The 25,740-nt window shown below is 62.4% G+C and carries 13 protein-coding genes; 7 read left to right on the plus strand and 6 right to left on the minus strand.

Going from position 1 to position 25,740, the window contains the following annotated elements:
• Positions 1-2 precede the first annotated feature (2 nt).
• Positions 3-875, minus strand: a complete 873-nt coding sequence (locus ACUN0G_RS22925) for an SDR family oxidoreductase (protein WP_421553858.1) — start codon at positions 873-875, stop codon at positions 3-5.
• A 12-nt stretch (positions 876-887) separates the two neighbouring features.
• A complete protein-coding gene (locus ACUN0G_RS22930; RefSeq protein WP_445574334.1) occupies positions 888-2,666 on the minus strand; it encodes an acyclic terpene utilization AtuA family protein in 1,779 nt (592 codons plus the stop codon).
• 154 nt (positions 2,667-2,820) lie between these two features.
• Here ACUN0G_RS22930 and ACUN0G_RS22935 point away from each other — a divergent pair, with 154 nt between their 5' ends.
• The 4 genes from ACUN0G_RS22935 to ACUN0G_RS22950 all read left to right on the plus strand — a co-directional run bounded on the left by ACUN0G_RS22935 (position 2,821) and on the right by ACUN0G_RS22950 (position 6,110).
• The gene (locus ACUN0G_RS22935) at positions 2,821-3,444 is read left to right on the plus strand and encodes a TetR/AcrR family transcriptional regulator (RefSeq protein ID WP_421526171.1); all 624 of its coding nucleotides are present in this window, start codon (positions 2,821-2,823) and stop codon (positions 3,442-3,444) included.
• 99 nt (positions 3,445-3,543) lie between these two features.
• The gene (locus ACUN0G_RS22940) at positions 3,544-4,332 is read left to right on the plus strand and encodes a substrate-binding periplasmic protein (RefSeq protein WP_445574335.1); all 789 of its coding nucleotides are present in this window, start codon (positions 3,544-3,546) and stop codon (positions 4,330-4,332) included.
• A 66-nt stretch (positions 4,333-4,398) separates the two neighbouring features.
• Complete coding sequence (locus tag ACUN0G_RS22945) at positions 4,399-5,412, plus strand: GNAT family N-acetyltransferase (protein WP_445574336.1); 1,014 nt, start codon at positions 4,399-4,401, stop codon at positions 5,410-5,412.
• Positions 5,413-5,720: 308 nt separating this feature from the next.
• Positions 5,721-6,110: a hypothetical protein gene (locus tag ACUN0G_RS22950; protein WP_445574337.1), complete on the plus strand. Its 390-nt coding sequence runs from the start codon at positions 5,721-5,723 to the stop codon at positions 6,108-6,110.
• A 147-nt stretch (positions 6,111-6,257) separates the two neighbouring features.
• On the opposite strand, the gene ACUN0G_RS22955 is transcribed toward ACUN0G_RS22950, so the two are convergent.
• Complete coding sequence (locus tag ACUN0G_RS22955; protein ID WP_076953019.1) at positions 6,258-6,809, minus strand: RNA polymerase factor sigma-70; 552 nt, start codon at positions 6,807-6,809, stop codon at positions 6,258-6,260.
• A 277-nt stretch (positions 6,810-7,086) separates the two neighbouring features.
• On the opposite strand from ACUN0G_RS22955, the gene ACUN0G_RS22960 reads away from it, so the two are divergent.
• From ACUN0G_RS22960 to ACUN0G_RS22970, 3 genes are all read left to right on the plus strand, one after another.
• Complete coding sequence (locus tag ACUN0G_RS22960; protein ID WP_167663526.1) at positions 7,087-7,845, plus strand: thioesterase II family protein; 759 nt, start codon at positions 7,087-7,089, stop codon at positions 7,843-7,845.
• A gap of 62 nt (positions 7,846-7,907) precedes the next feature.
• Positions 7,908-20,846 (plus strand): non-ribosomal peptide synthetase, encoded by a 12,939-nt coding sequence (locus tag ACUN0G_RS22965; protein WP_445574338.1) that lies wholly within the window; start codon positions 7,908-7,910, stop codon positions 20,844-20,846.
• 129 nt (positions 20,847-20,975) lie between these two features.
• Positions 20,976-22,193: a hypothetical protein gene (locus tag ACUN0G_RS22970; protein WP_445574339.1), complete on the plus strand. Its 1,218-nt coding sequence runs from the start codon at positions 20,976-20,978 to the stop codon at positions 22,191-22,193.
• Positions 22,194-22,273: 80 nt separating this feature from the next.
• On the opposite strand, the gene dsbG is transcribed toward ACUN0G_RS22970, so the two are convergent.
• Genes dsbG through dsbD form a run of 3 tightly spaced genes read right to left on the minus strand, consistent with a single transcriptional unit; the run spans position 22,274 to position 25,610 of the window.
• The gene (dsbG, locus tag ACUN0G_RS22975) at positions 22,274-23,035 is read right to left on the minus strand and encodes a thiol:disulfide interchange protein DsbG (protein ID WP_445574340.1); all 762 of its coding nucleotides are present in this window, start codon (positions 23,033-23,035) and stop codon (positions 22,274-22,276) included.
• Positions 23,011-23,880 carry a prolipoprotein diacylglyceryl transferase family protein gene (locus ACUN0G_RS22980; protein WP_445574341.1) on the minus strand — a complete coding sequence of 290 codons (870 nt, stop codon included), beginning with the start codon at positions 23,878-23,880 and terminating at the stop codon, positions 23,011-23,013. The genes dsbG and ACUN0G_RS22980 overlap by 25 nt, the downstream gene beginning before the upstream one ends.
• Entirely contained in the window at positions 23,880-25,610 is a 1,731-nt protein-coding gene (dsbD, locus tag ACUN0G_RS22985; protein ID WP_445574342.1) for a protein-disulfide reductase DsbD, read from the minus strand. The genes ACUN0G_RS22980 and dsbD overlap by 1 nt, the downstream gene beginning before the upstream one ends.
• Positions 25,611-25,740: the final 130 nt, after the last annotated feature.

Consider the following 25,740-nt stretch of genomic DNA (forward strand, 5'->3'; position numbering starts at 1 on the left):
GCTTATTTCTCCTCCTTGAGCACGTCCGGCAAATAAGCCCGGTGGAAACCATTAAAGGACACGCTCGGCGGTTGCGCCTTGTGCAGCGGCCAGGCGCGGCTGCCGAGGCTGGCGGCGCCGTCGATGCGCAAGGTGCTGCCGCTGACGAACGCGGCGGCGGGGCTGAGCAAAAATACAATCGCCGCGCTGACTTCCGATTCGGTGCCGATGCGCTTGAGCGGCACGTGTTCGCGCAAGGTTGGGATCACCGCCTTGAATGCGCCTTCGTAGGTGTCCATGCCGCTGGAGGCAATCCAGCCCGGCGCCACGGCGTTGACCCGCACCCCGGCGTAACCCCATTCGAAGGCGGCAGTCTTGGTGAAGTTGTCCATGCCCGAACGCGCCGCGCCGGAGTGGCCCATGCCGGGCATGCCGCCCCACATGTCGGCGAGCATGTTGACGATGGACCCGCCGTGCTTGCTCATGCACTGGTTGAACACTTCCCGAGCCATCAGGAAACCGCCCACCAGGTTGGTGCGCAGCACGGTTTCGAAACCCTTCTGGTTGATCGACGCGAGCGGCGAGGGGTACTGGCCGCCGGCATTGTTTACCAGACCATGAATCGGGCCGTGCTCCTGGAGGATCTGGCCGACCAGCGCCTTCACCGCTTCTTCATCACGAATATCGCAGGCCTGCCAACTGGCGCGGCCGCCGTCTTCACTGATCTCCGCCGCGACCGTTTGCAGTTTTTCCGGCTTGCGCCCCACCAGAATCACATGGGCGCCGAGGGCCGCCAGCTCGTGTGCGGTACAGCGGCCAATGCCACTGCCGCCGCCGGTAACGATGATGGTTTGCCCCTGGAACAAGTCGGCTTTGAAGATCGAGTCGAAGGCCACGGCGTGGGTCCTTTAAGTGAATTGATCGGCAATGTGCTGCGGCACGGCAATCGGGATTTCCAGCAGTTGCTGGGCGAAGGCCTTGCCTTGGGGGTCGATGCGCAGGCTGGCAATCCCGCCGCCGCCCAAGGCGTTTTCCAGCAGGAAGTTCAGGCTGTGGCTGCCGGGCAAGTACCAGCGTTCGACGCGGCCGTGGATCGGGTCGAGCACGTGGCTCATCCAGTCGACGATCACTTCGGGGGTCAACGCTTCGGCGATCCACGGCAGGTATTCGGGCTCGCGGGCGATCACCCCGATGTTGCTGTGGTTGCCCTTGTCGCCGGAGCGGGCCACCGCCAGCTTGACCAGCGGCACGTTGGCGTCGGCGCGGCCTTGGGGTTTGGGCGGGTCGATCAAGGCGATGGACGTGTTCAGCGGTTCGGTGCCAGGCAGTTCGCAGGCATGTCGCTCGCCAATAAAGTCGACCTGCAATTGGCAGGCGCTTTTATCGATCAGGAATGAAAACAGCCGAATCAGCGGGTACACCGTGGGCCGCCCGCCGACGATCCCGGTGAGCCCCGGCGCCATGCCGGTGGCCGCCTGGGCGATCTCCCGGGCGAACAGCACCAGCGCCTGTTTGCTCGGGTGACGCACCGCCAGTTTCACCACCACTTCGCGGCAGTCCTGGCGTTGGGCGTGGGGGCCGTAGGTGGCTTCGCTGCCCAGCAGTTCGATGTTGACGTCGGTGTAGGGCGCCCAACCGCGCTGGCTGAACAGCTCTGAGGTCTTGTTGATGATCGCCTGGCTGACCCGCTCGGCCTTGGCCACCGCGTCGATCCCGGCAATCAGGCAGCTGGCGGTGCAGCGAAAACCGTCCGGGTAGGTGGCGCTGACCTTGTACTGGTCGGTGGGCGGCAGGCCTTTGGCGCCGTGCAGGTGCACGCGGTTTTTGCCTTGTTGCTGCAGCTTTACGTGGCTGAAGTCGCAGATCACGTCGGGCAACAGGTAGGCGCGCGGGTCGCCGATTTCATACAGCAGTTGCTCGGCGACGCTCAGTTCGCTGATCAGCCCGCCGGTGCCGTCGACCTTGCTGACGGTGAACTGGCCGTCGGCGCTGACCTCCACAATCGGGAAGCCGATGTGTTCGTAGTCCGGCACCTCGCGCCAATCGGTGAAGTTGCCGCCGGTGCACTGGGCCCCACATTCGATGATATGCCCAGCCAGTGCCGCCTGGGCCAGGCGGTCGTAGTCCTGCCAGGACCAGTCGAATTCATGCACCAGCGCTGCGCTGACCACGGCGCTGTCGACCACACGGCCGGTGATGACGATATCGGCGCCCAGCTTCAACGCCTGCACGATGCCCGGCGCGCCGAGGTAAGCGTTGGTGGACACGCACATCGGCGGCAAAGGCGCGCCGCTGAACATGTCGGTGATGCCGTGCAGTTGCTTGAACTGCGGTTGCAGGTCATCCCCCAGCAGCACGGCGATCTTCAACGGGATTTGCGCCTCGTCGCAGGCCGCCTGCAACGCGGCGGCGCAGGCCTGGGGGTTGATCCCGCCGGCATTGCTGATCACGCGGATGCCCTGGCGCTGGATATCCGCCAGCAGTGGCGTCAGCACCTCGACGAAATCCGTGGCATAGCCGGCCTGGGGATCCTTCATCCGTGCCCCGGCGAGGATCGACAGGGTGACTTCCGCCAAGTAGTCGAACACCAGGTAATCCAGCGCGCCGCCTTCTACCAACTGCGCAGCGGCGGTGCAGGTGTCGCCCCAGAAGGCGCTGGCGCAACCGATGCGTACCGTCTTGTTCATGGGGCGTCCTTCCTCTGGTTTACTGGAACCAACACTACCAAGCAAGCGCTTGGTTTGTAAACTCTGGTCACAACTTTGCCCCAAGCGCTTGCTTGGTTGGCTGCCACGGCCTAAATTGCCGCCCAAGACGTAACCAGAAGTTAAGGAGAGCAGCATGGATGAGCAGAAAGCCCTGCGGGTGATGCGCACCATGGTCGACGCCGGCCAATTGACCGACCCCGACAGTGCCCGTGGCAAGTTGCTGCAAACCGCGGCCCACCTGTTTCGCAACAAGGGCTTTGAGCGCACCACCGTGCGTGACCTGGCCGGCGCGGTCGGGATCCAGTCCGGCAGCATCTTTCATCACTTCAAGAGCAAGGACGAAATCCTGCGGGCGGTGATGGAGGAAACCATCCACTACAACACCGCCCTGATGCGCGCTTCCCTGGCGGAGGCGACCAACGTGCGCGAGCGGGTGTTGGCGCTGATTCGCTGCGAATTGCAGTCGATCATGGGCGGCAGCGGCGAGGCCATGGCGGTGCTGGTGTATGAATGGCGTTCATTGTCGGCCGAGGGCCAGGCCCAGGTACTGGCCTTGCGGGATATTTACGAAGACATCTGGCTGCAGGTGCTGGGGGAGGCCAAGGAGGCCGGTTACATCAGGGGCGATGTGTTTATCACCCGGCGCTTCCTGACCGGCGCATTATCCTGGACGACCACCTGGTTTCGTGCCCAGGGCAGCATGACCCTGGAGCAACTGGCCGATGAAGCTTTGCTGATGGTTTTGAAAGCTGACTAGTTCGTTCGCGCAAGCTATTAATTGTGTGGCAGAAAGTTGTCTCGCTAGACAAAAACGCCTAGCTTAGCGGGATCAAAGTTTTCGACGGTGTGTGCCTTGATGTTTTCGCCCTGGCGATTGGCTGCAGGACTCTCAATATTGGCACTTGGCGCACTGTGGCTGATGCCGGCTTCGGCCGCCCAATTGGTTAGGGTCGGTGCTGCGCATTTTCCGCCGTACACCGTGCGCCCGGAGCAGGGCGCCGACACCGGGTTGCTGCCGCAACTGGTTGAAGCCCTGAATGCCCTGCAAACCGATTACCAGTTTGTGCTGGTACCCACCTCGATTCCCCGGCGTTTTCGTGACTTCCAGCAAGGCCGGGTGGATATGGCGATCTTCGAAAATCCGAACTGGGGTTGGCAGGATATTCCCCATACGGCAGTGGACGTGGGCCTGGAAGACGCCGAAATCTTCGTCGCCCAGCGTGAGCCTGGCCGCGACCAAGGGTATTTCACCGACCTGACCGGCAAACGGCTGGCGGTGTTCAGCGGCTATCACTACGCATTCGCCAACTTCAACCCCGACCCCAAGTACCTGGTGGAGCACTTCAACGCCACCTTGACCTATTCCCACGACAGCAACCTGCTGATGGTCGCCCGCGGCCGCGCCGACATCGCCTTGGTAACACGCTCCTACCTCAGCGATTTCCTGGTGCGCAACACCGAGACGGCGGGGCAGTTCCTGGTGTCCGAGCGGATTGACCAGGTGTACCACCATTACGCGCTGCTGCGGCCCAAGGCGCCGATCACGGGGCCGGTGTTCGCCGGGCTGCTCAAGCAGTTGCGGGACAATGGCCAGTTGCTGAAGATCTTCGAGCCTTACCGCATCGATGTGATGCCGGTGCCGTGATCGTCTAAATTTTTGCCCTTGGCTCACGTCACTTGTTGAACTGTCGACGATTCGTGAGCCCATCCCATGTCCAATCTGAATGACCTGTCTGTCCTGCCGTTGCCGGCGGGGCCTGCCCTGAATGCTGATGAAACTGACAGCCGTCTGAGCCTGACCCTTGAGGGGCAGCCGCTGATTCGTTTGCGTCTTGAACGGGGTGATGAGCTGTTGGTGCATTTGCAGGAGCCCGGCCTTGTGCCCGCTGCCCGGGCGTTGTGGGCGGCCTGTTACTGGTTGTTTGTCAAAGAGCCTGGGCGTCAGCGGCTGGTCTGGCGACTTGAGCATGCGCCGGAGGATGCGTTGCGCAGTGGGTTGCTGGTGGCGACCGAGGTTGCCGGGCAGTTTTATTGTGAGCGCACGTTGTTTTGGCAGTTGCCGCAACCTTGGCTGGGTCAGTCGGTGACGGGGACTTATCCGCAGCAGATGATCATCAGTGGGGGCAAGCGTCATCCCGCTCGTGCGCCGAAGCCGCGGGGCGAGGTTTATCGGCGGTTTGATGCGCGGTTGGGGGCTTGGATTTCGCTGCGAACGGTTGAGATTGATGTTGATCTGGCGCGATTCAATCGTTGGCAGAACAGTGCGCGGGTGGCGAATTTCTGGCAGGAGGCCGGCAGCCTGGAGCAGCATCGGGAGTATCTGGACAAGCTGGACGCGGATCCCCATGCGTTGACGTTGATTGGCTGTTTTGATGATGAGCCGTTTGCGTATTTCGAGGCGTATTGGGCCAAGGAGGATCGGATTGCGCCGTTCTATGACGTGGCGGATTACGATCGCGGGATTCATATGTTGGTGGGTGAGGAGCATCACCGGGGGCCGCATAAGGTGGCGAGTTGGTTGTCGGCGTTGGTGCATTACTTGTTTCTTGATGATCCGCGTACGCAGCGTGTGGTGGCGGAGCCTCGGGCGGATAACGGGAAGATGATTGGGCATATGCAGAATCAGTGTTTCCACTGTGAGAAGGAGTTTGATTTTCCGCATAAGCGGGCCGCGTTGATGATCCTGGGGCGGGAGCGGTTTTTTGAGCGGTGTGGGTTGGTTTGATCGGGGGCATATCCGTTATTTAGGTTACGGCTACCTATGGTTTCGCTCTTACAGCGAGTCACTTTGCAAAAGCGGCAAAGTAACCAAAGCGCTCTGCCCCGCCTGTCGGCGCCTCGCTGTGGCTCGGCGTTCCCTCACTCCGGCATTACTCCGCGGGCCGCCGCGACGGGCCATCCATGGCCCGGCGCGGCTAAACCGGCGTCCTGCCGGTTTACCCGCTCCGCAATACCTGCGTTCGGCCTCGGGCTTATTGGGGCAGTCAGATCAAGATCAAAAGCAAAAGCACAGCGGCCTCCCGGCCGGCTTGAGTGTTAAAAGCAAAAGCAAAAGCAAAGACCAGAGCGAAAACAGAGCTGCTTTTCTGTGGGAGCGGGCTTGCTCGCGAAAAACCTGAGAGCGCCGCGTTCATCCAGAATGCCCGCGTCATCGTTAACGACCTTCGCGAGCAAGCCCGCTCCCACATTTTTTGGACCGTGCCCGCTTTAGATTTTGATTTGGCTTTTGCTCTTCAACACTCAAGCCGGCCGGGAGGCCGCTGTGCTTTTGCTTTTGATCTTGATCTTGATCTTAGGCGCCCCGTTAAACCACGCTGGCCGAACGCAGGCTTTGGAGCGTGGATAACCTGGCAGGACGCCAGGTTAGCCGTCCTGGGCCAGGGATGGCCCATGACGGCGGCCCACGGTCCAAAGCCGGAGTGAGGGCACTCCGAGCCTAGGCGAGGAGCCGAGTGGTGGGGCAAGAGCGTTTTGCTTACTTTTGCGCTCTTCAAAAGTGAGCCGCTGTAAGAGCGGAACCAATACCCGCCATCACCCAAATAACGGATATGTCCCCAGCAGCAGCCCCAATCAAACCCGCCGCGCAAACGTGTCGCTATGAGTCCCGGAAACCTTCCGGCAATGCACCAGCGCATCCCGAATCATGAAGTTCACCAGCGTCGGCGAAACCCCCAGCTCCTTGGCAATATCCTTCTGCGGCACCCCATGCAACCGGTACATCTCAAACGCATAACGCGTGCGTTGAGGCAATTCCGTCAACGCATCCGCGATATTTTCCAGCGTCGAAAAGTTGATGTGCGATGTCTCAGGCGAAGCCCCGTGAATAACCACATTCAAGCCTTCCTCTTCAGTGCCGGAGTATTTCAACTCCAGCGCCTGCTTACGGTAGTGATCAATGGCCAGGTTACGCACGATCTGAAACAGGTAACTCAGCTGCGCCTTGAACGAGGAGGTAATGGTGGGTGCCGATTGCAACCGGAAGTACGCGTCTTGCACCACGTCTTCGGCGCGGGAGCGGCAGCCGGTAATGCGTGCTGCGATCTTGACCAGGATCAGTCGATTATCGACGAAGGCCTGGAGTAGGGGTGAGTCGCACCTGCCTGTGGATACTTGTTCCGTCATGGAAATCACCTTGCTGCAAAAGAGGTTGGGGGAGGGCGTCCTTGCTGAGGCCTCCTACACATCGGGCAACAAATTATGCTTAATGATAATGATTGTCAAATGAGAAGACGAACTAATCTTATGCTTTATCGATAGGTGTGAACCGCGTCTCGCTGACTAATTATTTCCAGGGGCCATCCGTTCTCATGGGTGACAGGCCAGTTAACAAACCGGCCAAGGATCAGCGCCTGGAGGAGGACAAAATGGGTTTTTATCGTGTGAGCGGGAGTGGTCTGAAATGAACACGCCGGCTCGATTACGCCTGTTTTGCCTGCCGTATTCCGGCGCCAGCGCCATGGTCTACAGCCGTTGGCGGCGGGCACTGCCCGAGTGGTTGCAGGTGCGGCCGCTGGAACTGCCGGGGCGCGGCATGCGCATGGACGAGCCGTTGCAGCGCGATATCAAGGCATTGGCCGCGCAACTGGCTGATGAGATCAGCGCGGAACTGGACGAGCCTTACGCCTTGTTTGGCCACAGCCTCGGCGGTCTGCTGGCGTTCGAGCTGGCCCATGCCCTGCGTGAGCGCGGTGTGCCGCAGCCACTGGCGCTGTTTGCGTCGGGTACTGCTGGTCCGGCCCGTCGCGATGTCAGCGAATACGCCATCGAGAAAAACGACGAGCAACTGATCGCCCGCCTGCGTGAACTCAAGGGCACCGGCGAAGAGGTGTTGGCCAATGCCGAACTGATGCAGTTGATGTTGCCGATCCTGCGGGCCGACTTCCTTCTTTGCGGCAGTTTCGAGTATGGCGAGCGCGAGCCGCTGCCCCTGCCGATCCATGTCTTTGGCGGCAAGCAGGACAGTGTGCGTGCCGACCAACTGCTGGACTGGCAGCAAGACACCGCCAGCGGTTTCTCCCTCGACATGTTCGACGGTCACCATTTCTTCCTGGTGCAGCACGAGAGTTCTGTACTGCGCTGTGTGCGGCGTTACGCCGACGAACACTTGGCCCGCTGGCGCAATGACGCCGCGCGGCAGATGGCCCGGGCCGCCGGCTGAACAAGCCCCCCCGGCCACACATTCCCCGATTTCCCAGTAAGCCGATTTCAGGCAGGAACCCCATGATGGACGCCTTCGAACTTCCCCGCACCCTGGTCCAGTCCCTTCAACGCCGCGCCGCACAAACCCCGGATCAACTGGCGTTGCGCTTCCTGGCCGAGACGGCCGAGCAAAGCGTCGTCCTCAGTTACCGCGACCTCGACCTGCGCGCCCGCACCATAGCCGCCGCCTTGCAGGCCAACGCAAACCTGGGCGATCGCGCGGTGCTGCTGTTCCCCAGCGGGCCGGATTATGTCGCGGCGTTCTTCGGTTGCCTGTATGCCGGTGTCATTGCAGTACCGGCTTACCCGCCGGAGTCCACCCGCCGTCATCATCAGGAGCGCCTGCTGTCGATCATCGCGGACGCCGAGCCGCGGTTGCTGCTGACTACCTCCAGCCTCGGGGATTCGTTGCTGCAACTCGAAGGTGCACCGCAGTTGCTGTGCGTCGACAGCCTCAATGCCGAAATCGCGAGCCATTGGGTTGCGCCCAACTTGCAAGACGATGACATCGCCTTCCTGCAATACACCTCTGGCTCCACCGCGTTGCCCAAGGGCGTGCAAGTCACCCACGGTAACCTGGTGGCCAACGAGTTGCTGATCCGCCGGGGCTTCGGCATCGACCTGAACCCCGACGACGTGATCGTCAGTTGGCTGCCGCTGTACCACGACATGGGCCTGATCGGCGGCCTGCTGCAACCGATCTTCAGTGGTGTGCCGTGTGTGTTGATGTCGCCGGCATACTTCCTCGGCCGGCCATTGCGCTGGCTGGAAGCGATCAGCGAATACGGCGGTACCATCAGCGGCGGGCCGGATTTTGCCTATCGGCTGTGCAGCGAGCGGGTCAGTGAATCGGCATTGGATCGCCTGGATTTGAGCAAGTGGCGCGTGGCGTACTCCGGCTCCGAGCCGATCCGCCTCGACACCCTGGAACGCTTTGCCGAGAAGTTCGCCACCTGCGGTTTTACCTCGAATAATTTCTTCGCATCCTATGGCCTGGCGGAGGCCACCTTGTTCGTTGCCGGCGGCACCCGTGGCCACGGCATCCCGGCCCTGCGCCTGGACGATCAGGCTCTGGCCGCCAATCGCGCCGAGCCAGGGCAGGGCGCGGCGATCATGAGTTGCGGCACCAGCCAGCCCGAACACGCGGTGCTGATTGCCGACCCCGCCACCCTGGCGACGCTCCCCGACAATGCCGTCGGTGAAATCTGGGCCACTGGCCCGAGCATCGCCCACGGCTACTGGCGCAACCCTGAAGCCACCGCCAAGACTTTCGTCCAGCACGAAGGCCGTACCTGGCTGCGGACCGGCGACCTCGGATTTATCCGCGAAGGTGAAGTGTTCATCACCGGCCGGCTGAAAGACCTGCTGATCGTGCGGGGCCACAACCTGTATCCCCAGGACATCGAGCAAGCCATCGAGCGTGAAGTGGAAGTGGTGCGCAAGGGCCGGGTCGCCGCGTTTGCGGTGAATGACCAGGGTCTGGAAGGCATCGGCATCGCCGCCGAAATCAGCCGCAGCGTGCAGAAAATCCTGCCGCCTGAAGCGCTGATCAAGGCGATTCGCCAAGCAGTGGCCGAGGCCTGCCAGGAAGCGCCGAGCGTGGTGGTATTGCTCAACCCCGGCGGCTTGCCGAAAACGTCCAGCGGCAAGGTGCAGCGTTCGGCCTGCCGCACACGGTTGGCGGATGGCAGCCTCGACAGTTATGCGCAGTTCCCCGGCGTGCAGGCGCCGGCCGGCGATGCTGCCCTGCAATCCGAACTGCAAACCCAGATTGCCGCGATCTGGTGCGAGCAATTGCAGGTGACGCAGGTCGCCGCCGACGATCACTTCTTCCTGCTGGGCGGCAACTCCATCAGCGCCACCCAGGTCGTCGCTTGCCTGCGGGAAACCCTCGGCCTGGAATTGAACCTGCGCCTGTTGTTCGAAGCGCCCACCCTGGCTGCCTTCGCCACCAGCGTCGCGCAATTGCAGCAGGACGGCGGCGTGGCGCAAGGCGCGATCCATGCGCTGTCACGCCAGGAAGACCTGCCGCAATCCCTCGCGCAAAACCGCCTGTGGATCACCTGGCAACTCGACCCGCAGAGCAGCGCCTACACCATCCCCGGCGCCCTGCGTTTGCGCGGCGAGCTGGATGAAGACGCGGTGCGCGCAAGCTTCCAGCAACTGATCCAGCGCCACGAGTCCCTGCGCACGCGCTTCTTTGAACGCGATGGCCAAGGCTTCCAGCGGGTCGACGCCCAGGCTGATTTCGACCTGCAAGTCATCGACCTCAGCGACCTGCCCGCCGCCGAGCGCGAAGCCCGGGCCAACCAGATCCGCGAAGACGAAGCCCGCACCCAGTTCGACCTGGAGAAAGGCCCGCTGCTGTGGGTAACGCTGGTGCGCCTGGATGACGAAGACCACCAACTGCTAGTGACGATGCACCACATCATCGCGGACGGCTGGTCGCTCAACGTGTTGATCGATGAATTCTCCCGCCTGTACGCCGCAGCGTCCCAAGGCCAAACCCTGGAGTTGCCAGCGCTGGCCCTGCAATACGCCGACTACGGCAGCTGGCAGCGCCAGTGGCTGGCCGAGGGCGAGGGCCAGCGACAACTGGCTTACTGGAAACAACAACTGGGTGACGACCACCCAACCCTGAGCCTGGCCACCGATCACCCGCGCTCGGCGCAGCATGTGCGCAGTGCTTCACGCCACAGTGTGCGGGTGAACGCGAGCCTCAGCGAAGCCATTCGCAAGACGGCCCAGGCTCATGAATCCACGCCGTTCATGCTGTTGCTCGCAGCGTTCCAGAGCCTGCTCTATCGCTACAGCGGCCAACGGGATATCCGCATCGGCGTGCCCAACGCCAACCGTCCGCGCCAGGAAACCCAAGGCCTGATCGGGTTCTTTATCAACACCCTGGTGCTGCGTGCCGAACTGGATGCGCGCCTGCCATTCGCCGACTTGCTGACCGCGACGCGAACCGCTGCCCTGGGCGCCCAGGCCCATCAGGACTTGCCGTTCGAGCAACTGCTGGAAGCCTTTCCGCAAGCCCGTGAGCAGGGCCTGTTCCAGGTGATGTTCAACCATCAGCAACGCGACCTCAGTGCCTTGCGCCGCCTGCCGGGCCTGCTTGCCGACGAGCTGGCGTGGCACAGCCGCGAAGCCAAGTTCGACCTGCAACTGCACTCGGAAGAAGACCGCAACGGCCGCCTGAGCCTGTCCTTCGACTACGCCGATGAACTGTTCGACGCCGCCACCATCGAGCGGCTGGCCGAACACTTCATCAACCTGCTGCAAGCCATTTGCGAGCAACCGCAACAGGCCATCGGCGACCTGAAGCTGCTGCACGCCGACGAACACACCCAACAACGCCAGTGGAGCGCCGCGCCGTGCACACCGGCGCAGAGCTGGCTGCCGGAACAACTTAACCAACAGGTCTCGGAGCGCACCGCACTGGTGTGGCAGGACGGCAGCCTGACCTTCGCCCAACTGCACACCCAGGCCAACCGCCTGGCCCACTACCTGCGAGACAAGGGCGTCGGCCCGGACGTGTGCGTGGCCATCGCCGCCGAGCGTTCGCCGCAACTGCTGATCGGCCTGCTGGCAATCATCAAGGCCGGCGGTGCCTATGTACCGCTGGATCCGGATTACCCGGCAGAACGCCTGGCCTACATGCTCAAGGACAGCGGCGTGCAACTGCTGCTGACCCAGACTTCGCTGCTGGAGCAACTGCCCACAGCTGAAGGCGTCTGCGTCATCGCCATGGACAGCCTCAAGCTGGAAAGCTGGCCGACCCACGCGCCGGGTTTGCACCTTAACGGCGACAACCTCGCCTACGTGATCTACACCTCCGGCTCCACCGGCCAGCCCAAAGGTGTGGGCAACACCCATGCCGCGCTGGCCGAGCGCTTGCAGTGGATGCAAGCCACCTACCAACTGGATGAAACCGATGTGCTGATGCAAAAGGCGCCCATCAGTTTCGACGTGTCGGTGTGGGAGTGTTTCTGGCCGCTGATCACCGGTTGCCGCCTGGTACTGGCGGGCCCCGGCGAGCATCGCGACCCCCATCGCATTGCCCAACTGGTGCAGGAACACGGCGTGACCACACTGCACTTTGTGCCGCCGTTGTTGCAGCTGTTTGTCGACGAACCGTTGGCCGCCGAATGCACCAGCCTGCGCCGCCTGTTCTCCGGCGGTGAAGCGCTGCCTGCCGAGCTGCGTAATCGGGTGTTGGCGCAGTTGCCCGCAGTGCAGTTGCACAACCGCTACGGCCCGACTGAAACCGCGATCAACGTGACGCACTGGCACTGCCAGGTGGAAGACGGCGAGCGTTCGCCGATTGGCCGACCGCTGGGCAATGTGATCTGCCGGGTGCTGGATGATCAGTTCAATCCGCTGCCGGCGGGTGTGCCGGGTGAACTGTGCATCGGCGGTATCGGCCTGGCACGCGGTTACCTCGGGCGTGCGGGGCTGACCGCTGAACGGTTTGTTGCCGACCCGTTGGGCGAGGCGGGCGCACGCCTGTATCGCACCGGTGACCGCGTGCGCTGGAGCGGCGACGGTGTGCTGGAATACCTCGGGCGCCTGGATCAGCAGGTCAAATTGCGAGGCTTCCGGGTCGAGCCTGAAGAAATCGAAGCGCGTCTGTTGGCCCTTGATGGCATCGCCCAAGCGGTGGTGCTGGTGCGGGAAACGGCCGGGGGTGCGCAGTTGATCGGTTACTACACCGCCAACGAACCGCTGGATGAGCAGGATGTGAAAACCGCCCTGGCCGCTGAGCTGCCGGAGTACATGGTCCCGGCGCAATTGATGCGCCTGGACGCGATGCCCCTGAGCCCCAGCGGTAAACTGGATCGCCGTGCCTTGCCGGAACCGGTGTGGCAAGTGCGTGAACACGTCGAACCTGAAACAGCGCTGGAGCAGCAAATCGCCGCGATCTGGCGCGAAGTCCTGGCCCTGCCACGTATCGGCCTGCGGGACGACTTCTTCGCCCTCGGCGGTCATTCGCTGCTGGCCACGCAAATCATCTCCCGCACCCGTCAGGCCTGCGATGTCGAGCTGCCGTTGCGCACATTGTTCGAAGCCAGCGAGTTGGGGGCTTTCGCCGAGCAGGTCCGCTTGATCCAGGCCTCCGGCCAGCGCAACCAACAGCTGGCGATCGGCAAGGTCGACCGCAGCCAGCCGGTGCCGCTGTCCTATTCCCAACAGCGCATGTGGTTCCTCTGGCAGATGGAGCCCGACAGCCCGGCGTATAACGTCGGCGGCATGGCGCGCTTTCGTGGGGTGCTGGACGTGGGGCGTTTCGAGGCGGCATTGCAGGCCTTGATCATGCGTCACGAAACCCTGCGCACCACGTTCCCGAGCATTGATGGCGTGGCGCAGCAGAAGGTTGCGGCGCAAACCGGCGTGCGCATGGATTGGCAGGATTTCTCGGCCTTCAATGAAGCCGAGCGGCAACAGCGTGTGCAGCAACTGGCCGATCATGAAGCCCACACGCCGTTCAATCTGGAGACCGGTCCACTGCTGCGCGCCTGCCTGGTCAAGGCCGGCGAGCAGGAACATTACCTGGTGCTGACCCTGCACCATATCGTCACCGAAGGCTGGGCCATGGACATTTTTGCCCGTGAGCTCAGCGCGTTGTACGAAGCCTTTATCGATGACCGCGAATCGCCGCTGGCGCCGCTGCCGGTGCAGTACCTCGACTACAGCGTGTGGCAGCGCCAGTGGCTGGAATCCGGCGAGCGCCAGCGCCAACTGGATTACTGGACCGCGCAACTGGGTACTGAACACCCGCTGCTGGAACTGCCGGGCGACCGTCCGCGACCACCAGTGCAAAGTCACCAGGGCGAGCTGTACCGTTTCGACTTGAGCGATGACCTTGCCGCCCGCGTGCGGGCCTTCAACGCCGAGCGTGGTCTGACCCTGTTCATGACCATGACCGCCACCCTCGCGGTATTGCTCTACCGCTACAGCGGCCAGACCGACCTGCGTATCGGTGCGCCAGTGGCCAACCGGATTCGTCCGGAAAGCGAAGGGCTGATCGGTGCGTTCCTCAACACCCAGGTGCTGCGTTGCCAGCTGAACGGGCAGATGAGCGTCGGCGAATTGTTCGACCAGGTGCGCCACACCGTGATCGAAGGCCAGTCCCATCAGGACCTGCCGTTCGACCACTTGGTTGAAGCCCTGCAACCGCCCCGCAGCGCCGCGTACAACCCGCTGTTCCAGGTGATGTGCAACGTGCAGCGCTGGGAGTTCCAGCAAAGCCGTACATTGGCCGGGATGACCGTCGAGTACCTGGCCAACGATGCCCGCGCCACCAAGTTCGATCTCAATTTGGAAGTCACCGACCTCGACCATCGCCTGGGTTGCTGCCTGACCTACAGCACTGATCTGTTCGATGAGCCGCGCATTGCGCGCATGGCCGCCCATTGGCAAAACCTGCTGGAAGCCTTGCTTGCCGATTCGCAACAGCGCCTGAGTGAGTTGCCGCTGCTGGAAGCGGCCGAGCAGCGCTCGTTGCAAGACAGCCTTGGCATGGAGGCCGGCGAGCATCGTCTCGACCAGTGCATTCACCACCTGTTCAGCGAGCAAGCCCTGGCCCGCCCCGACGCCCCGGCCTTGACCTTCGCCGGGCAGACCCTAAGCTACAGCGAACTCGACAGCCGCGCCAATCGCCTGGCCTGGATGCTCCGCGAGCGCGGCGTAGGCCCGCAGGTGCGGGTTGGCCTGGCGCTGCCGCGTTCGCTGGAAATGGTGATCGGCCTGCTGGCGATCCTCAAGGCTGGCGGCGCCTATGTGCCGCTGGACCCGGAATACCCGCTGGACCGCCTGCACTACATGATCGAAGACAGTGGCATCGGCCTGCTGCTCAGCGACGCTGCGATGTTCGACGCGCTGGGCGAGCTGCCCGCCAGCGTCGGTCGCTGGTGCCTGGAGGATGACCTGCCAACCCTGGCCAGCTACCCGGCCAGCGAATTGCCTTTTATCAGCCTGCCGCAACACCAGGCCTATCTGATCTACACCTCAGGTTCCACCGGCAAGCCCAAAGGCGTGGTGGTGTCCCACGGTGAAATCGCCATGCATTGCCAGGCGGTGATCGAACGCTTCGGCATGCGCCCGGATGACTGCGAGCTGCACTTCTATTCCATCAACTTCGACGCCGCCACCGAACGCTTGCTGGTGCCGTTGCTCAGTGGTGCCCAGGTTGTGTTGCGGGCCCAGGGCCAATGGGATGCGGAAGAAATCTGTGGGCTGATTCGTCAGCACCGCATCAACATCCTCGGTTTCACCCCGAGCTACGGCAGCCAGTTGGCGCAATGGCTGGCCACGCAACACCAGACCTTGCCGGTGCGCATGTGCATCACTGGCGGTGAAGCCCTGACCGGCGAGCACTTGCAGCGTATTCGCGCGGCATTCAAGCCGGCGCTGTTTTTCAACGCCTATGGCCCGACTGAAACCGTGGTGATGCCACTCGCCAGTCTTGCCCCGGAAACACTGGAGGAGGGCGCTGGCAGCGTGCCGATCGGCAGCATCATCGGCGCACGTGTGGCCTACATTCTGGATGCGGATCTGGCGCTGGTGCCGCAAGGCGCGACGGGTGAGCTGTACGTCGGCGGTGCCGGCCTGGCCCAGGGGTATCACCAGCGTCCGGGGATGACGGCGGAGCGGTTTGTCGCGGATCCGTTTGCCACGAACGGCGGTCGTCTGTATCGCACCGGCGACCTGGTGCGCCAGCGTGCCGATGGCCTGGTGGAGTACCTTGGCCGTATTGACCATCAAGTGAAGATTCGCGGGTTCCGCATCGAGCTGGGGGAAATTGAAACCCGCCTGCTGGAACACGAGGCGGTGCGTGAGGCAGTGGTGTTGGCGCTGGATTCCCCGAGCGGCAAACAGTTGGTGGCCTACCTGGTCAGCGACGAAGAACACGGTGCACTGCGTGAATCCCTCAAGGCGCATTTGAAAGCGCAGCTGCCGGACTACATGGTGCCCGCGCACCTGATCGTCCTCGACAGCATGCCGCTGACCGCCAACGGCAAACTCGACCGCCGCGGCTTGCCGCAGCCGGATCCCGAGGCGAATCGCCAACAGTACGTGGCGCCGCGCAACGAACTGGAGCAAACCCTGGCGGCGATCTGGTGCGCGGTACTGAACGTGCAGCAGGTGGGCCTCGACGACAACTTCTTTGAGCTGGGCGGCGACTCGATTCTGTCGATCCAGGTGGTCAGCCGCGCGCGGCAGGCGGGGATTCATTTCAGCCCGCGTGATTTGTTCCAACACCAGACCGTGCAAACCCTGGCCGCCGTGGCGACCCGCACCGAGCAGGTTATCGCCGAACAAGGCGTGCTGACCGGCGCATCCGGGCTGACCCCGATCCAGCACTGGTTCTTCGACACCGACATCCCCGAGCGCCAACACTGGAACCAGGCGCTGCTGCTGGAGCCGGTTCAGGCCCTCGAACCCCATCGCCTGGAACAAGCGTTGCTGGCAGTTCTGGAACACCACGACGCCCTGCGCCTGAGCTTCACCCAGCGCGACGCCCAATGGCACGCCGAACACCTGGCAGTGCCGCAAGGTGGTCTGCTGTTGCAAGCCCAGGTGGCGGATATGGAGCAGTGCATCGCGCTGTTCACCGACACTCAACGCAGCCTCAACCTCGCCCACGGCCCGCTGTTGCGCGCGCTGCTGGTGGACGGCCCGCAAGGCCAGCGCCGGCTGCTGATCGCGATCCATCACCTGGTGGTGGACGGCGTTTCCTGGCGCGTATTGCTGGAAGATTTGCAGACCGTGTATCGCCAGTTGAGCGACGGCCAACCCGTCAGCCTGCCGGCCAAGACCAGTGCATTACGCGACTGGGCGGCACGCTTGCAGGCCTATGCCGGCAGCGAATCCCTGCGTGAAGAACTGGACGTGTGGCAGCAGCAGTTGGCCGGTCCCGCCGTTGAACTACCGGTGGATCGCCCGCAAGGTTCGCTGCGCAATCGCGACGCCGATACCGTCAGCGTGCGCCTGGATGCCGAGCTTACCCGCCAGCTGTTGCAACAGGCGCCGAGTGCTTACCGCACCCAGGTCAACGACTTGCTGCTGACCGCCTTGGCCCGAGTCTTGTGCCGCTGGAGTGGCCATGAATCGGCACTGATCCAGCTGGAAGGCCACGGCCGCGAAACCCTGTTCGACGAGATCGACCTGACCCGCAGCGTCGGCTGGTTCACCAGCGCCTACCCATTGCGCCTGACCCCGCTGCATATCGAAGAAGCCGCCGGGCAGGGCGCCTCGATCAAGGCGATCAAGGAGCAACTGCGCGGCGTGCCCCACAAAGGGTTGGGTTACGGTGTGCTGCGCTACCTGGCTGACGACCTGTGCCGCCAGACCATGGCCGCGTTGCCGTGCGCCAGTATCACCTTCAACTACCTCGGCCAGTTCGACCAGAGCTTTGGCGCTGACGCACTCTTTCACCCGCTGGACGAATCCGCCGGGATCGCCCATGACCCGGACGCGCCGCTGCCCAACGAGCTGAGCGTCGACAGCCAGGTGTACGGCGGTGAATTGGTGCTGCGCTGGACCTTCAGCCGCGAACGTCACGACAGCCAGACCATCGCTGAACTGGCGGACGCTTACCTGGCGGAACTGCAAAGCCTGATCGAACATTGCCTCAAGGCAGACGCGGGCGGTCTCACACCGTCGGACTTCCCGCTGGCGCACCTCACCCAAGGGCAACTCGACGCGCTGCCGGTGCCGGCCAATGTCATCGAAGACGTGTACCCGCTGACCCCGATGCAGGAAGGCTTGCTGCTGCACACCTTGCTGGAACCGGGCACCGGCCTGTACTACATGCAGGACCGCTACCGCATCAACAGCGCCCTGGACCCCGAGCGTTTCGCCCAGGCCTGGCAGGCGGTGATTGCCCGTCACGAAGCCTTGCGCGCCTCGTTCTGCTGGAACGTCGGCGAAGACATGCTGCAGGTTATCCACAAGCCCGGCAGCACGCCGATCGAGTACCTCGACTGGAGCCAGGAGCCGGAGAGCGAACAGGAACCGCGTCTGCAAGCATTGCTGAAAAGCGAGCGTGAGGCCGGCTTCGATCTGCTCAATCAGGCACCGTTCCACCTGCGGTTGATCCGCGTGGGCGAAGACCGCTACTGGTTCATGATGAGCAACCACCACATCCTGATCGATGCCTGGTGCCGCTCGCTGCTGATGAACGATTTCTTCGACATCTACACGGCCCTCGGCGAAGGGCGCGACGCGCAGTTGGCGACGCCACCGCGTTATCGCGACTACATCGCCTGGCTGCAACGCCAGAACCTCGCCGAGGCGCGCCAGTGGTGGCAGCAGAACCTGCAAGGGTTTGAGCGCACCACGCCGATTCCGAGTGACCGGCCGTTCCTGCGGGAACATGCCGGCCATAGCGGCGGCATGGTGGTGGGCGACTGCTATACCCGCTTGGATGTGCGCGACGGTGCGCAATTGCGCGAGCTGGCCCAGGCCCATCAACTGACGGTGAACACGTTTGCCCAGGCCGCGTGGGCCTTGGTGCTACGGCGCTTGAGTGGCGATCGCGACGTGCTGTTCGGCGTCACCGTGGCCGGGCGCCCGGTGGAGATGCCGGAAATGCAACGCACCGTCGGGTTGTTTATCAACAGCATCGCCTTGCGGGTCAAGCTGCCGGAGGACGATCAGCAGTGCAGCGTGCGCCAATGGTTAAGCGGCCTGCTCGACAGCAATATGCAGTTGCGCGAGTACGAGTACCTGCCGCTGGTGACCATCCAGGAAAACAGCGAACTGCCCAAGGGCCAGCCGCTGTTCGACAGCCTCTTTGTGTTCGAAAACGCCCCGGTGGAAGTCTCGGTGCTGGACCGTGCGCAAAGCCTGAATGCCACCTCGGATTCCGGGCGGACCCACACCAACTTCCCGCTGACTGCCGTGTGCTATCCGGGCGATGACCTGGGCCTGCACCTGTCCTACGACCAGCGCTATTTCGATGAAACCACCGTGCAAGGCATGCTCGGTGAATTCAAGCGCCTGCTGCTGGCGCTGGTACAGGGCTTCCATGGCGACATGGCCGACTTGCCGCTGATTGGCGAGCAGGAACGTGAGTTCCTGGTGGAAGGCTGCAACCAGAGCGAGCAGGCGTATCCGTTGGAGCGCAGCTACGTTGAGCTGTTCGAAGCCCAGGTGCAGCAGCATCCACAGCGGATTGCCGCCAGTTGCCTGGATCAGCAATGGAGCTATGCCGAACTGAACCGGCGCAGTAACCGCCTGGGCCATGCATTGATCGCGGCCGGTGTCGGGCCGGATCAACCGGTGGCGTTGCTGGCCGAACGTAATCTGGATTTGCTGGGCATGATCATCGGCAGCTTCAAGGCCGGTGCCGGTTACCTGCCGCTGGACCCGGGGCTGCCGACGCAGCGCCTGAGCCGGATCATTGACCTGAGCCGCACGCCATTGCTGGTGTGCACCGAGGCGTGCCTTGAGCAGGCGCAGGTGTTGCTGGAAGAGTTCGCCTGCTCCGGTCGGCCGAAGCTACTGGTTTGGGACGCCTTGGCCGGCGCTGACGAAAACCCCGGGATCTACAGCGCGCCGGACAACCTTGCCTACGTGATCTACACCTCGGGCTCTACGGGCTTGCCCAAGGGCGTGATGGTGGAGCAGCGCGGCATGCTCAATAACCAGCTGAGCAAGGTGCCGTATCTGCAGCTGACCGAGCACGATGTGATCGCTCAAACCGCCTCGCAAAGTTTCGATATCTCGGTATGGCAGTTCCTCGCGGCGCCGCTGTTCGGCGCGCGGGTGGATATTGTGCCGAATACGATTGCCCATGACCCCCAAGGCTTGCTGGCGCATGTCCAGGCCCAAGGCATCACCGTACTGGAAAGCGTGCCGTCGCTGATCCAGGGCATGCTTGCCCAGGAACGCATGACCCTGGACGGCTTGCGCTGGATGCTGCCGACCGGCGAAGCCATGCCCCCGGAGCTGGCGCATCAGTGGTTGTTGCGCTATCCGGAGATTGGCCTGGTCAACGCGTATGGCCCGGCGGAATGTTCGGACGACGTGGCGTTCTTCCGCGTCGACCTGGCGTCGACCCGTGGCACTTATCTGCCGATTGGTACGCCGACCGACAACAACCGGTTGTACCTGCTGGATGGTGCGCTGGAGTTGGTGCCCCAAGGTGCGGTCGGTGAGTTGTGCGTCGCGGGGACCGGCGTGGGCCGTGGTTATGTCAGCGATCCGGTGCGCACGGCGCAAGCGTTTGTGCCGAATCCATTTGGTGCGGACCGGTTGTATCGAACAGGGGATTTGGCGCGCCGTCGCAGTGATGGGGTATTGGAATATGTCGGTCGCATCGACCATCAGGTGAAGATTCGCGGTTACCGGATTGAGCTCGGGGAAATCGAAGCGCGCCTGCATGAGCAACCGGAAGTGCGGGATGCGGCGGTGGGCGTGCAGGAGGGTGTCAACGGTAAGCATCTGGTGGGGTACCTGGTGGCGGCGGATGCGCTGTTGAATCCCGGTGAGCGTCTTGATCGGATCAAGCAACGCCTGCGTGCGGAGCTGCCGGAATACATGGTGCCGCTGCATTGGCTATGGCTTGAGCGGTTGCCGCTGAATGCCAACGGCAAGCTGGATCGCAAGGCTTTGCCTGCTTTGGAGATTGGCCAGTTGCACAGCCAGGATTATCTGGCGCCGCGTAATGAGCTGGAGCAGACATTGGCCGGGATTTGGGCCGAGGTGCTGAAAGTTGAGCGCGTGGGGGTGCAGGATAATTTCTTTGAGCTGGGCGGGCATTCGTTGCTGGCCACGCAGATTGCTTCGCGGGTGCAGAAGACGCTGCAGCGGGATGTGCCGTTGCGGGCGATGTTCGAGTGCAGCACGGTGGAGGAGTTGGCGGTGTATATCGACGGGCTTGCGGCGAATGAGATCAGTGCGCAGAAGGTGGATCGGTTGAGTGATTTGATGGCGGAGTTGGAGGGGTTGTAACCGTTGGTCAGAAGCAACTGCCTACTGTCAGATCTGACAGTAGGCAGTTGCAGTGATGGGGTATTGAATCAGTGTGGTTCGCTATTTCTTCGGCGATAGCGGCTCACTCCTTTGAGAAGAGACTCGATCATGTCCAGGATCACTCCAGTTGAAGATTTGCTGCCGGTGCCGGTAGTCAAATTCGCCACCTCCAATAACACGTTGTATCCGCTGAATGCCGAGAACGGTACACAGGTGACCATTACCTTCGATGATATGCAGGAGAGTATGCCTATAACGCTATATTGGGCACTGAAGGATGAACAGAATGAGCCGCTGGCACAGTTTGATACTTTCGGCAGCGACAATGGCAGTTCCGAGGTAGATATTGATCCAGCATTGATTGGCCGCTGTATTGGCAAGACTGTGATGGTCTGGTACGAGAGCCCAGTGGGTGAATCACATGTCCTTGAGCTCACGATTGAATACCTCAGGCCCGAGGATCTGCCGGCTCCGGTATTTGTCGATGCAGTGGAGCATGACGGCGCGCGTTGGCTGGACTTACGCAAGTTTCGCGGCGATGCACGGATCGAGCTTAAGGCTCCACCCTTCCTTAACGAAGGGCAGCGGTTGTGGATTCTGGCCGTTGGCAATGAGCACCATGTGGGGCATTTTCGATTTCAGTGGGTGTTTGACGGGCATATTGTAAGGGCCGAAGAGAGTGCTCCCGGCTTTGTTTTCCGGCCACTGATACGTCGTGAATGGCTATTGGGTTGTGAGGACTGGTCTTCTGTCACCTTGAACGTTGCCATTACTTACGACGGCGCGTCAGGAACCGCGCCTGATGATCCACAAGTATCGCTGTTGCCGGCAAACGCGCATGAACTGCGCCGTACCACTGAGAACCTGCGGCTGGGGGAGTCGGAAGTGCCTGGCTATGATGACGTGACAGATTTTAAAGATTATGACTGGGGCGGTTGGGAAAAAGGCGAGGGCGCTGCTGACCCAAGAGACTTGGTTATCGTCAACGAAGATGATCATTGGTATTTGTACAACTACACCCACACGGACCGATCTGCCGGGGTAATCCTGAAGAAGACTTTTTCCGGGCTTGCGCCTGGTATGACCTACCAGTTCGGCATGGATGTTTTGCGAACCAATAGCTCCTATACGGCGCCCAGGTTATCGGTGCTCGCCAATGGCCATGTTTGTATAGAACCCACCAACATAACGACCCGGCAATGGGCGTGGATGGGTGGAACATTTATTGCCCGCAGTGCGGAAGTTGAGGTGGCGATCGTCAGCCATATAGCCACTGGCTGGGGTAACGATTATGCGTTGGACAAGTTGCGCTTACAGGAAGCCTAGATGAATAACGGCTTCGTTTCGGGGATAAAAAAGCCCAGTAGCTCGGGCTTTTTTATCTCCGAAACGAAGGTCGGCGTCGCTTATTTCGGCCCCAGAATCTTCACCAACTTATCCGGCGAAGGCGCCCCTTGCTGTTGCTGCAACCCACCCTTGTCATCCAGATAGAAAATCGCCGGCGTGGCCGACAACTCCAGCTCATCCATCAGCTTCATATTCGAATCAAGCTTGGCCTGGATAGCCGCCGGAATCTTCTCCAGCGCCTGCAACTTGCTGCCCTTACCCGCAGCCTCATGGGTTTCAAGGGCCTGCTGCGGATCCTTGGCTGCAAACAGCGCCGCCGACTTGCCGGGGCTGTCCTCACGAATAATCCCCACCATGATATGCCGCAGCTGCACCTTGCCCGACTTCACCCATGGCCGCGCCTGCTCCCAGAACATATTGCAGTACGGGCAGTTCGGGTCGCTGAACAGGTAAACGATGCGCGGCGCATCCTTGTTGCCATCCTGGATCCAGTTGCTGTGTTCCATCTTGGCCCACACCTCCTTGGCCATCGGCGCATACACCAGCTTTTCCAGGGGCGCAGTGCTCAGGTCATTGCCGTCGGCGTCGTACAGATTGCCGGCGATCACACTTTTACCGTCGGCAGTCAGGTACAACGCCATGCCACGGTTCTGGTATTGCGCCGCATAGCCCGTGAGGCCGCTGGGGGCATCGAACTTGCCGATAATCTTGGCCCCCTTGGCCTCGATGTTCTTGATCGGCGCCGGCCAGTCTTCAGCCTGGACGAGGGTGGCAGCCAGTGTCAGGGGCAACAGGGTCAGCAGGTGGCGGAGGCGGAGCATGGCGAATTCCTTGTGATAGCCGGCTGGGCCGGTTTAGCGGTGGTCGGCTCGAAGCGCTCCATGGCGCGGGCCAGGCTGGCCTGGGACAACTCGCCCAGGTGGCTGTTGATCAGGCGACCGTCCGGTTGATAGAACAGGGTGGTGGGCAAGGCCATGGAGCCGACGGCCTGGCCCAGGCGGCCGCTGGCGTCGAACAGCACGTTGTCCAGGTTCAGGCCCTGGGTCGCCAGGTAGGTGGCGACGCTTTGCATGCTTTCGGCCTGGTTGACGAACAGGAAGGTCACGTCCGGGCGTTGGCGCTGGGCACTTTCCAGTACCGGCATTTCGCGACGGCACGGCGGGCACCAGGTGGCCCAGAGGTTGATCACCAGCGGGCCGCCCTTGTAGTCGGCCAGTTGCACAGTTTCGCCATTGGCGTTGCGCAGGGTGATGTCCGGCAGGTGTGTGCCTTTTTCGTAGAGGGTCAACGACAGGCTGGTCAGTGCCCAGAACGCCAGGCCGGTGATCACGCCGGCGCTCAGGGGCTTGCGCAGCAGCGGGCGGCGCCAGCCGTAGATCAAGGCGCCGAGGATCAGCGCGATAACGCCGGGCCAGGCGAGAAAACCGCCGTCCCGCAGGTCGACGATCTGCAGCGGGTCATTTTGGTAATACGACCAGTACATCAGCACGAAACTGACGCGTGCGGCAAGCATGCCCACCAGAAACAGGGTGAACAGCACCGACTCCGGGTTCTCGCCGCCGCGCTTGGCCACCCGCCAGCCCACCAGGGTGGCGAGGATCAACGCCGTGATCAGCAGCAAGTGATTCAGGGCGATGGCGAAGGTGCCGATGGTCAGTGTCAGCATCAGAGGGCTTCCCGGGCTTGGGTCCAGCGTTGCAGGAAGGCGGCGGCGTCGACTTCGCCGGTGATGCGCTGGGCGCGGCGCTCTTCACCGTCGGGGCCGATCCAGACGAAGCTCGGCGGGCCCGGGACCTTGTAGCGGCCCAGCAGCTCGCGGCTGGCGGCGTTATCGGCGGTGACGTCGAGGCGCAGCAGGCGCACATCCTTGAGGGCGTCCATGACTTCGGGTTTGCCGAACACCTGTTTTTCCATGATCTTGCACGACACGCACCAGTCAGCGTAGTAGTCCACCAGCACCCATTGGCCTTGGGCCTTGGCGCTGTCGAGCTGGCTTTGCAGTACGGTCGGGTCGTTGATGGTCATGAAGGCTTCGTGGGCGCTGGGGGCACCGGCTACCCGCGAGCCGCTGTAGACCTTCAGCGGTTGCCACAGGTCGTCGCTGCCGCCGGCCGCGCCGATCACCAATACGCTGCCCCAGAGGCCCAGCACCAGCGAACCGGCGCCGAACAGCATGGCGGTGCGCCCGAAATCCTGGGCCAGGCGCCAGCCGCAGTAAGCCATGACCAGCGCAAGCACACCCCACAGGCCGAGCCACAGGGTTTCACCGACCACAGGGCGAATCATCAGCACGGCGGTGGCGAGGAACAGAAAGCCGAAGATGCCCTTGAGGATGTTCATCCAGGTGCCAGGCTTGGGCAGGAAGCGGTTGCCCACGGTCACCAGCAGCAACAGCGGCACGCCGATGCCGATGCCCATGGCAAACAGAATCAAGCCGCCATGCAGGGCGTTACCGCTTTGGGCGATGTAGAGCAGGGCGCCGGCCAGGGGCGCGGTCATGCACGGGCCCACCAGCAAGCCGGACAAGGCACCGAGCACGCCGGCACCCACCAGGCTGCCGCCGCTTTGGTTGCGGCTGACGTTGTCGAGGCGGTCCCGCAGGAAGGCGGGCAGTTGCAGTTCAAAGAAGCCGAACATCGGCAGGGCCAGGATCACGAACAACGCGGCGAAGCTGCCGAGGATCCAGGGAGTTTGCAGCAGGGCGGCGAGGTTGCCGCCGAGCAGTGCGGCCAATACACCGAGGGCGGCATACACCAGCGCCATGCACACCACGTAGCTGGTGGCCAGGGCAAAGCCGCGCCGTGGGCTGGCGCCGCTGCCGACCACAAGGCCAGCGAGGATCGGCAGCATCGGCAAGGAACACGGGGCAAAGGCCAGCAGCAGGCCCAGGCCGAAGAACACCAGCAGGCTCCAGCCCAGGCTGCGTTGTTGCAGGCCGCTCGCCAGGCTTTGGTCCTGAGCCTGGCCGGTGGCGGCTACGGCAGGGTTGCCGCCCAGATCTACGGTGATCGATTGCGGTGGGTAACACAGGCCGGCATCGGCGCAGCCTTGCCAGCCGAGCTTGATCTGTCCGGTAGCGCCAGCGGGAATCTTCACTTCCAGGCCCTGGCGATAGACTTGCTGCTCACCGAAGAACTCGTCGCTGTGGGCTTCGCCTTGAGGCAGCGTCGGTTTTTCGGCCAGGCCATCGAATTTCATGCGCTGCTGGTACAGGTAATAACCATCGGCAATCTGCCAATACAGCTGAGTTTCACCGGAGGCCAGACGCTCAGAGGTAAAGGTGAAGGCTTTGCCCACCGGGAGGAAGTCGGGTTTGGTCTCGAAAGGATTGTTGCCCGGCGCGGCCTGGGCGAATCCAGCAAACACTACCAGCAGAAAGATAAACAGATGCCGCATGATCAAGCCTTAGTTCGAAGCAAGTGGGACACACAATGTGTGGCGTTGATTAACCGATGATTAACCGGGCTATCCTAGACAGTAGGGATTATCCGGGTTTACGCGCGCTGGCGGCATAATGCGCGCTTAA

This window comes from Pseudomonas sp. 32A, from assembly GCF_052682255.1.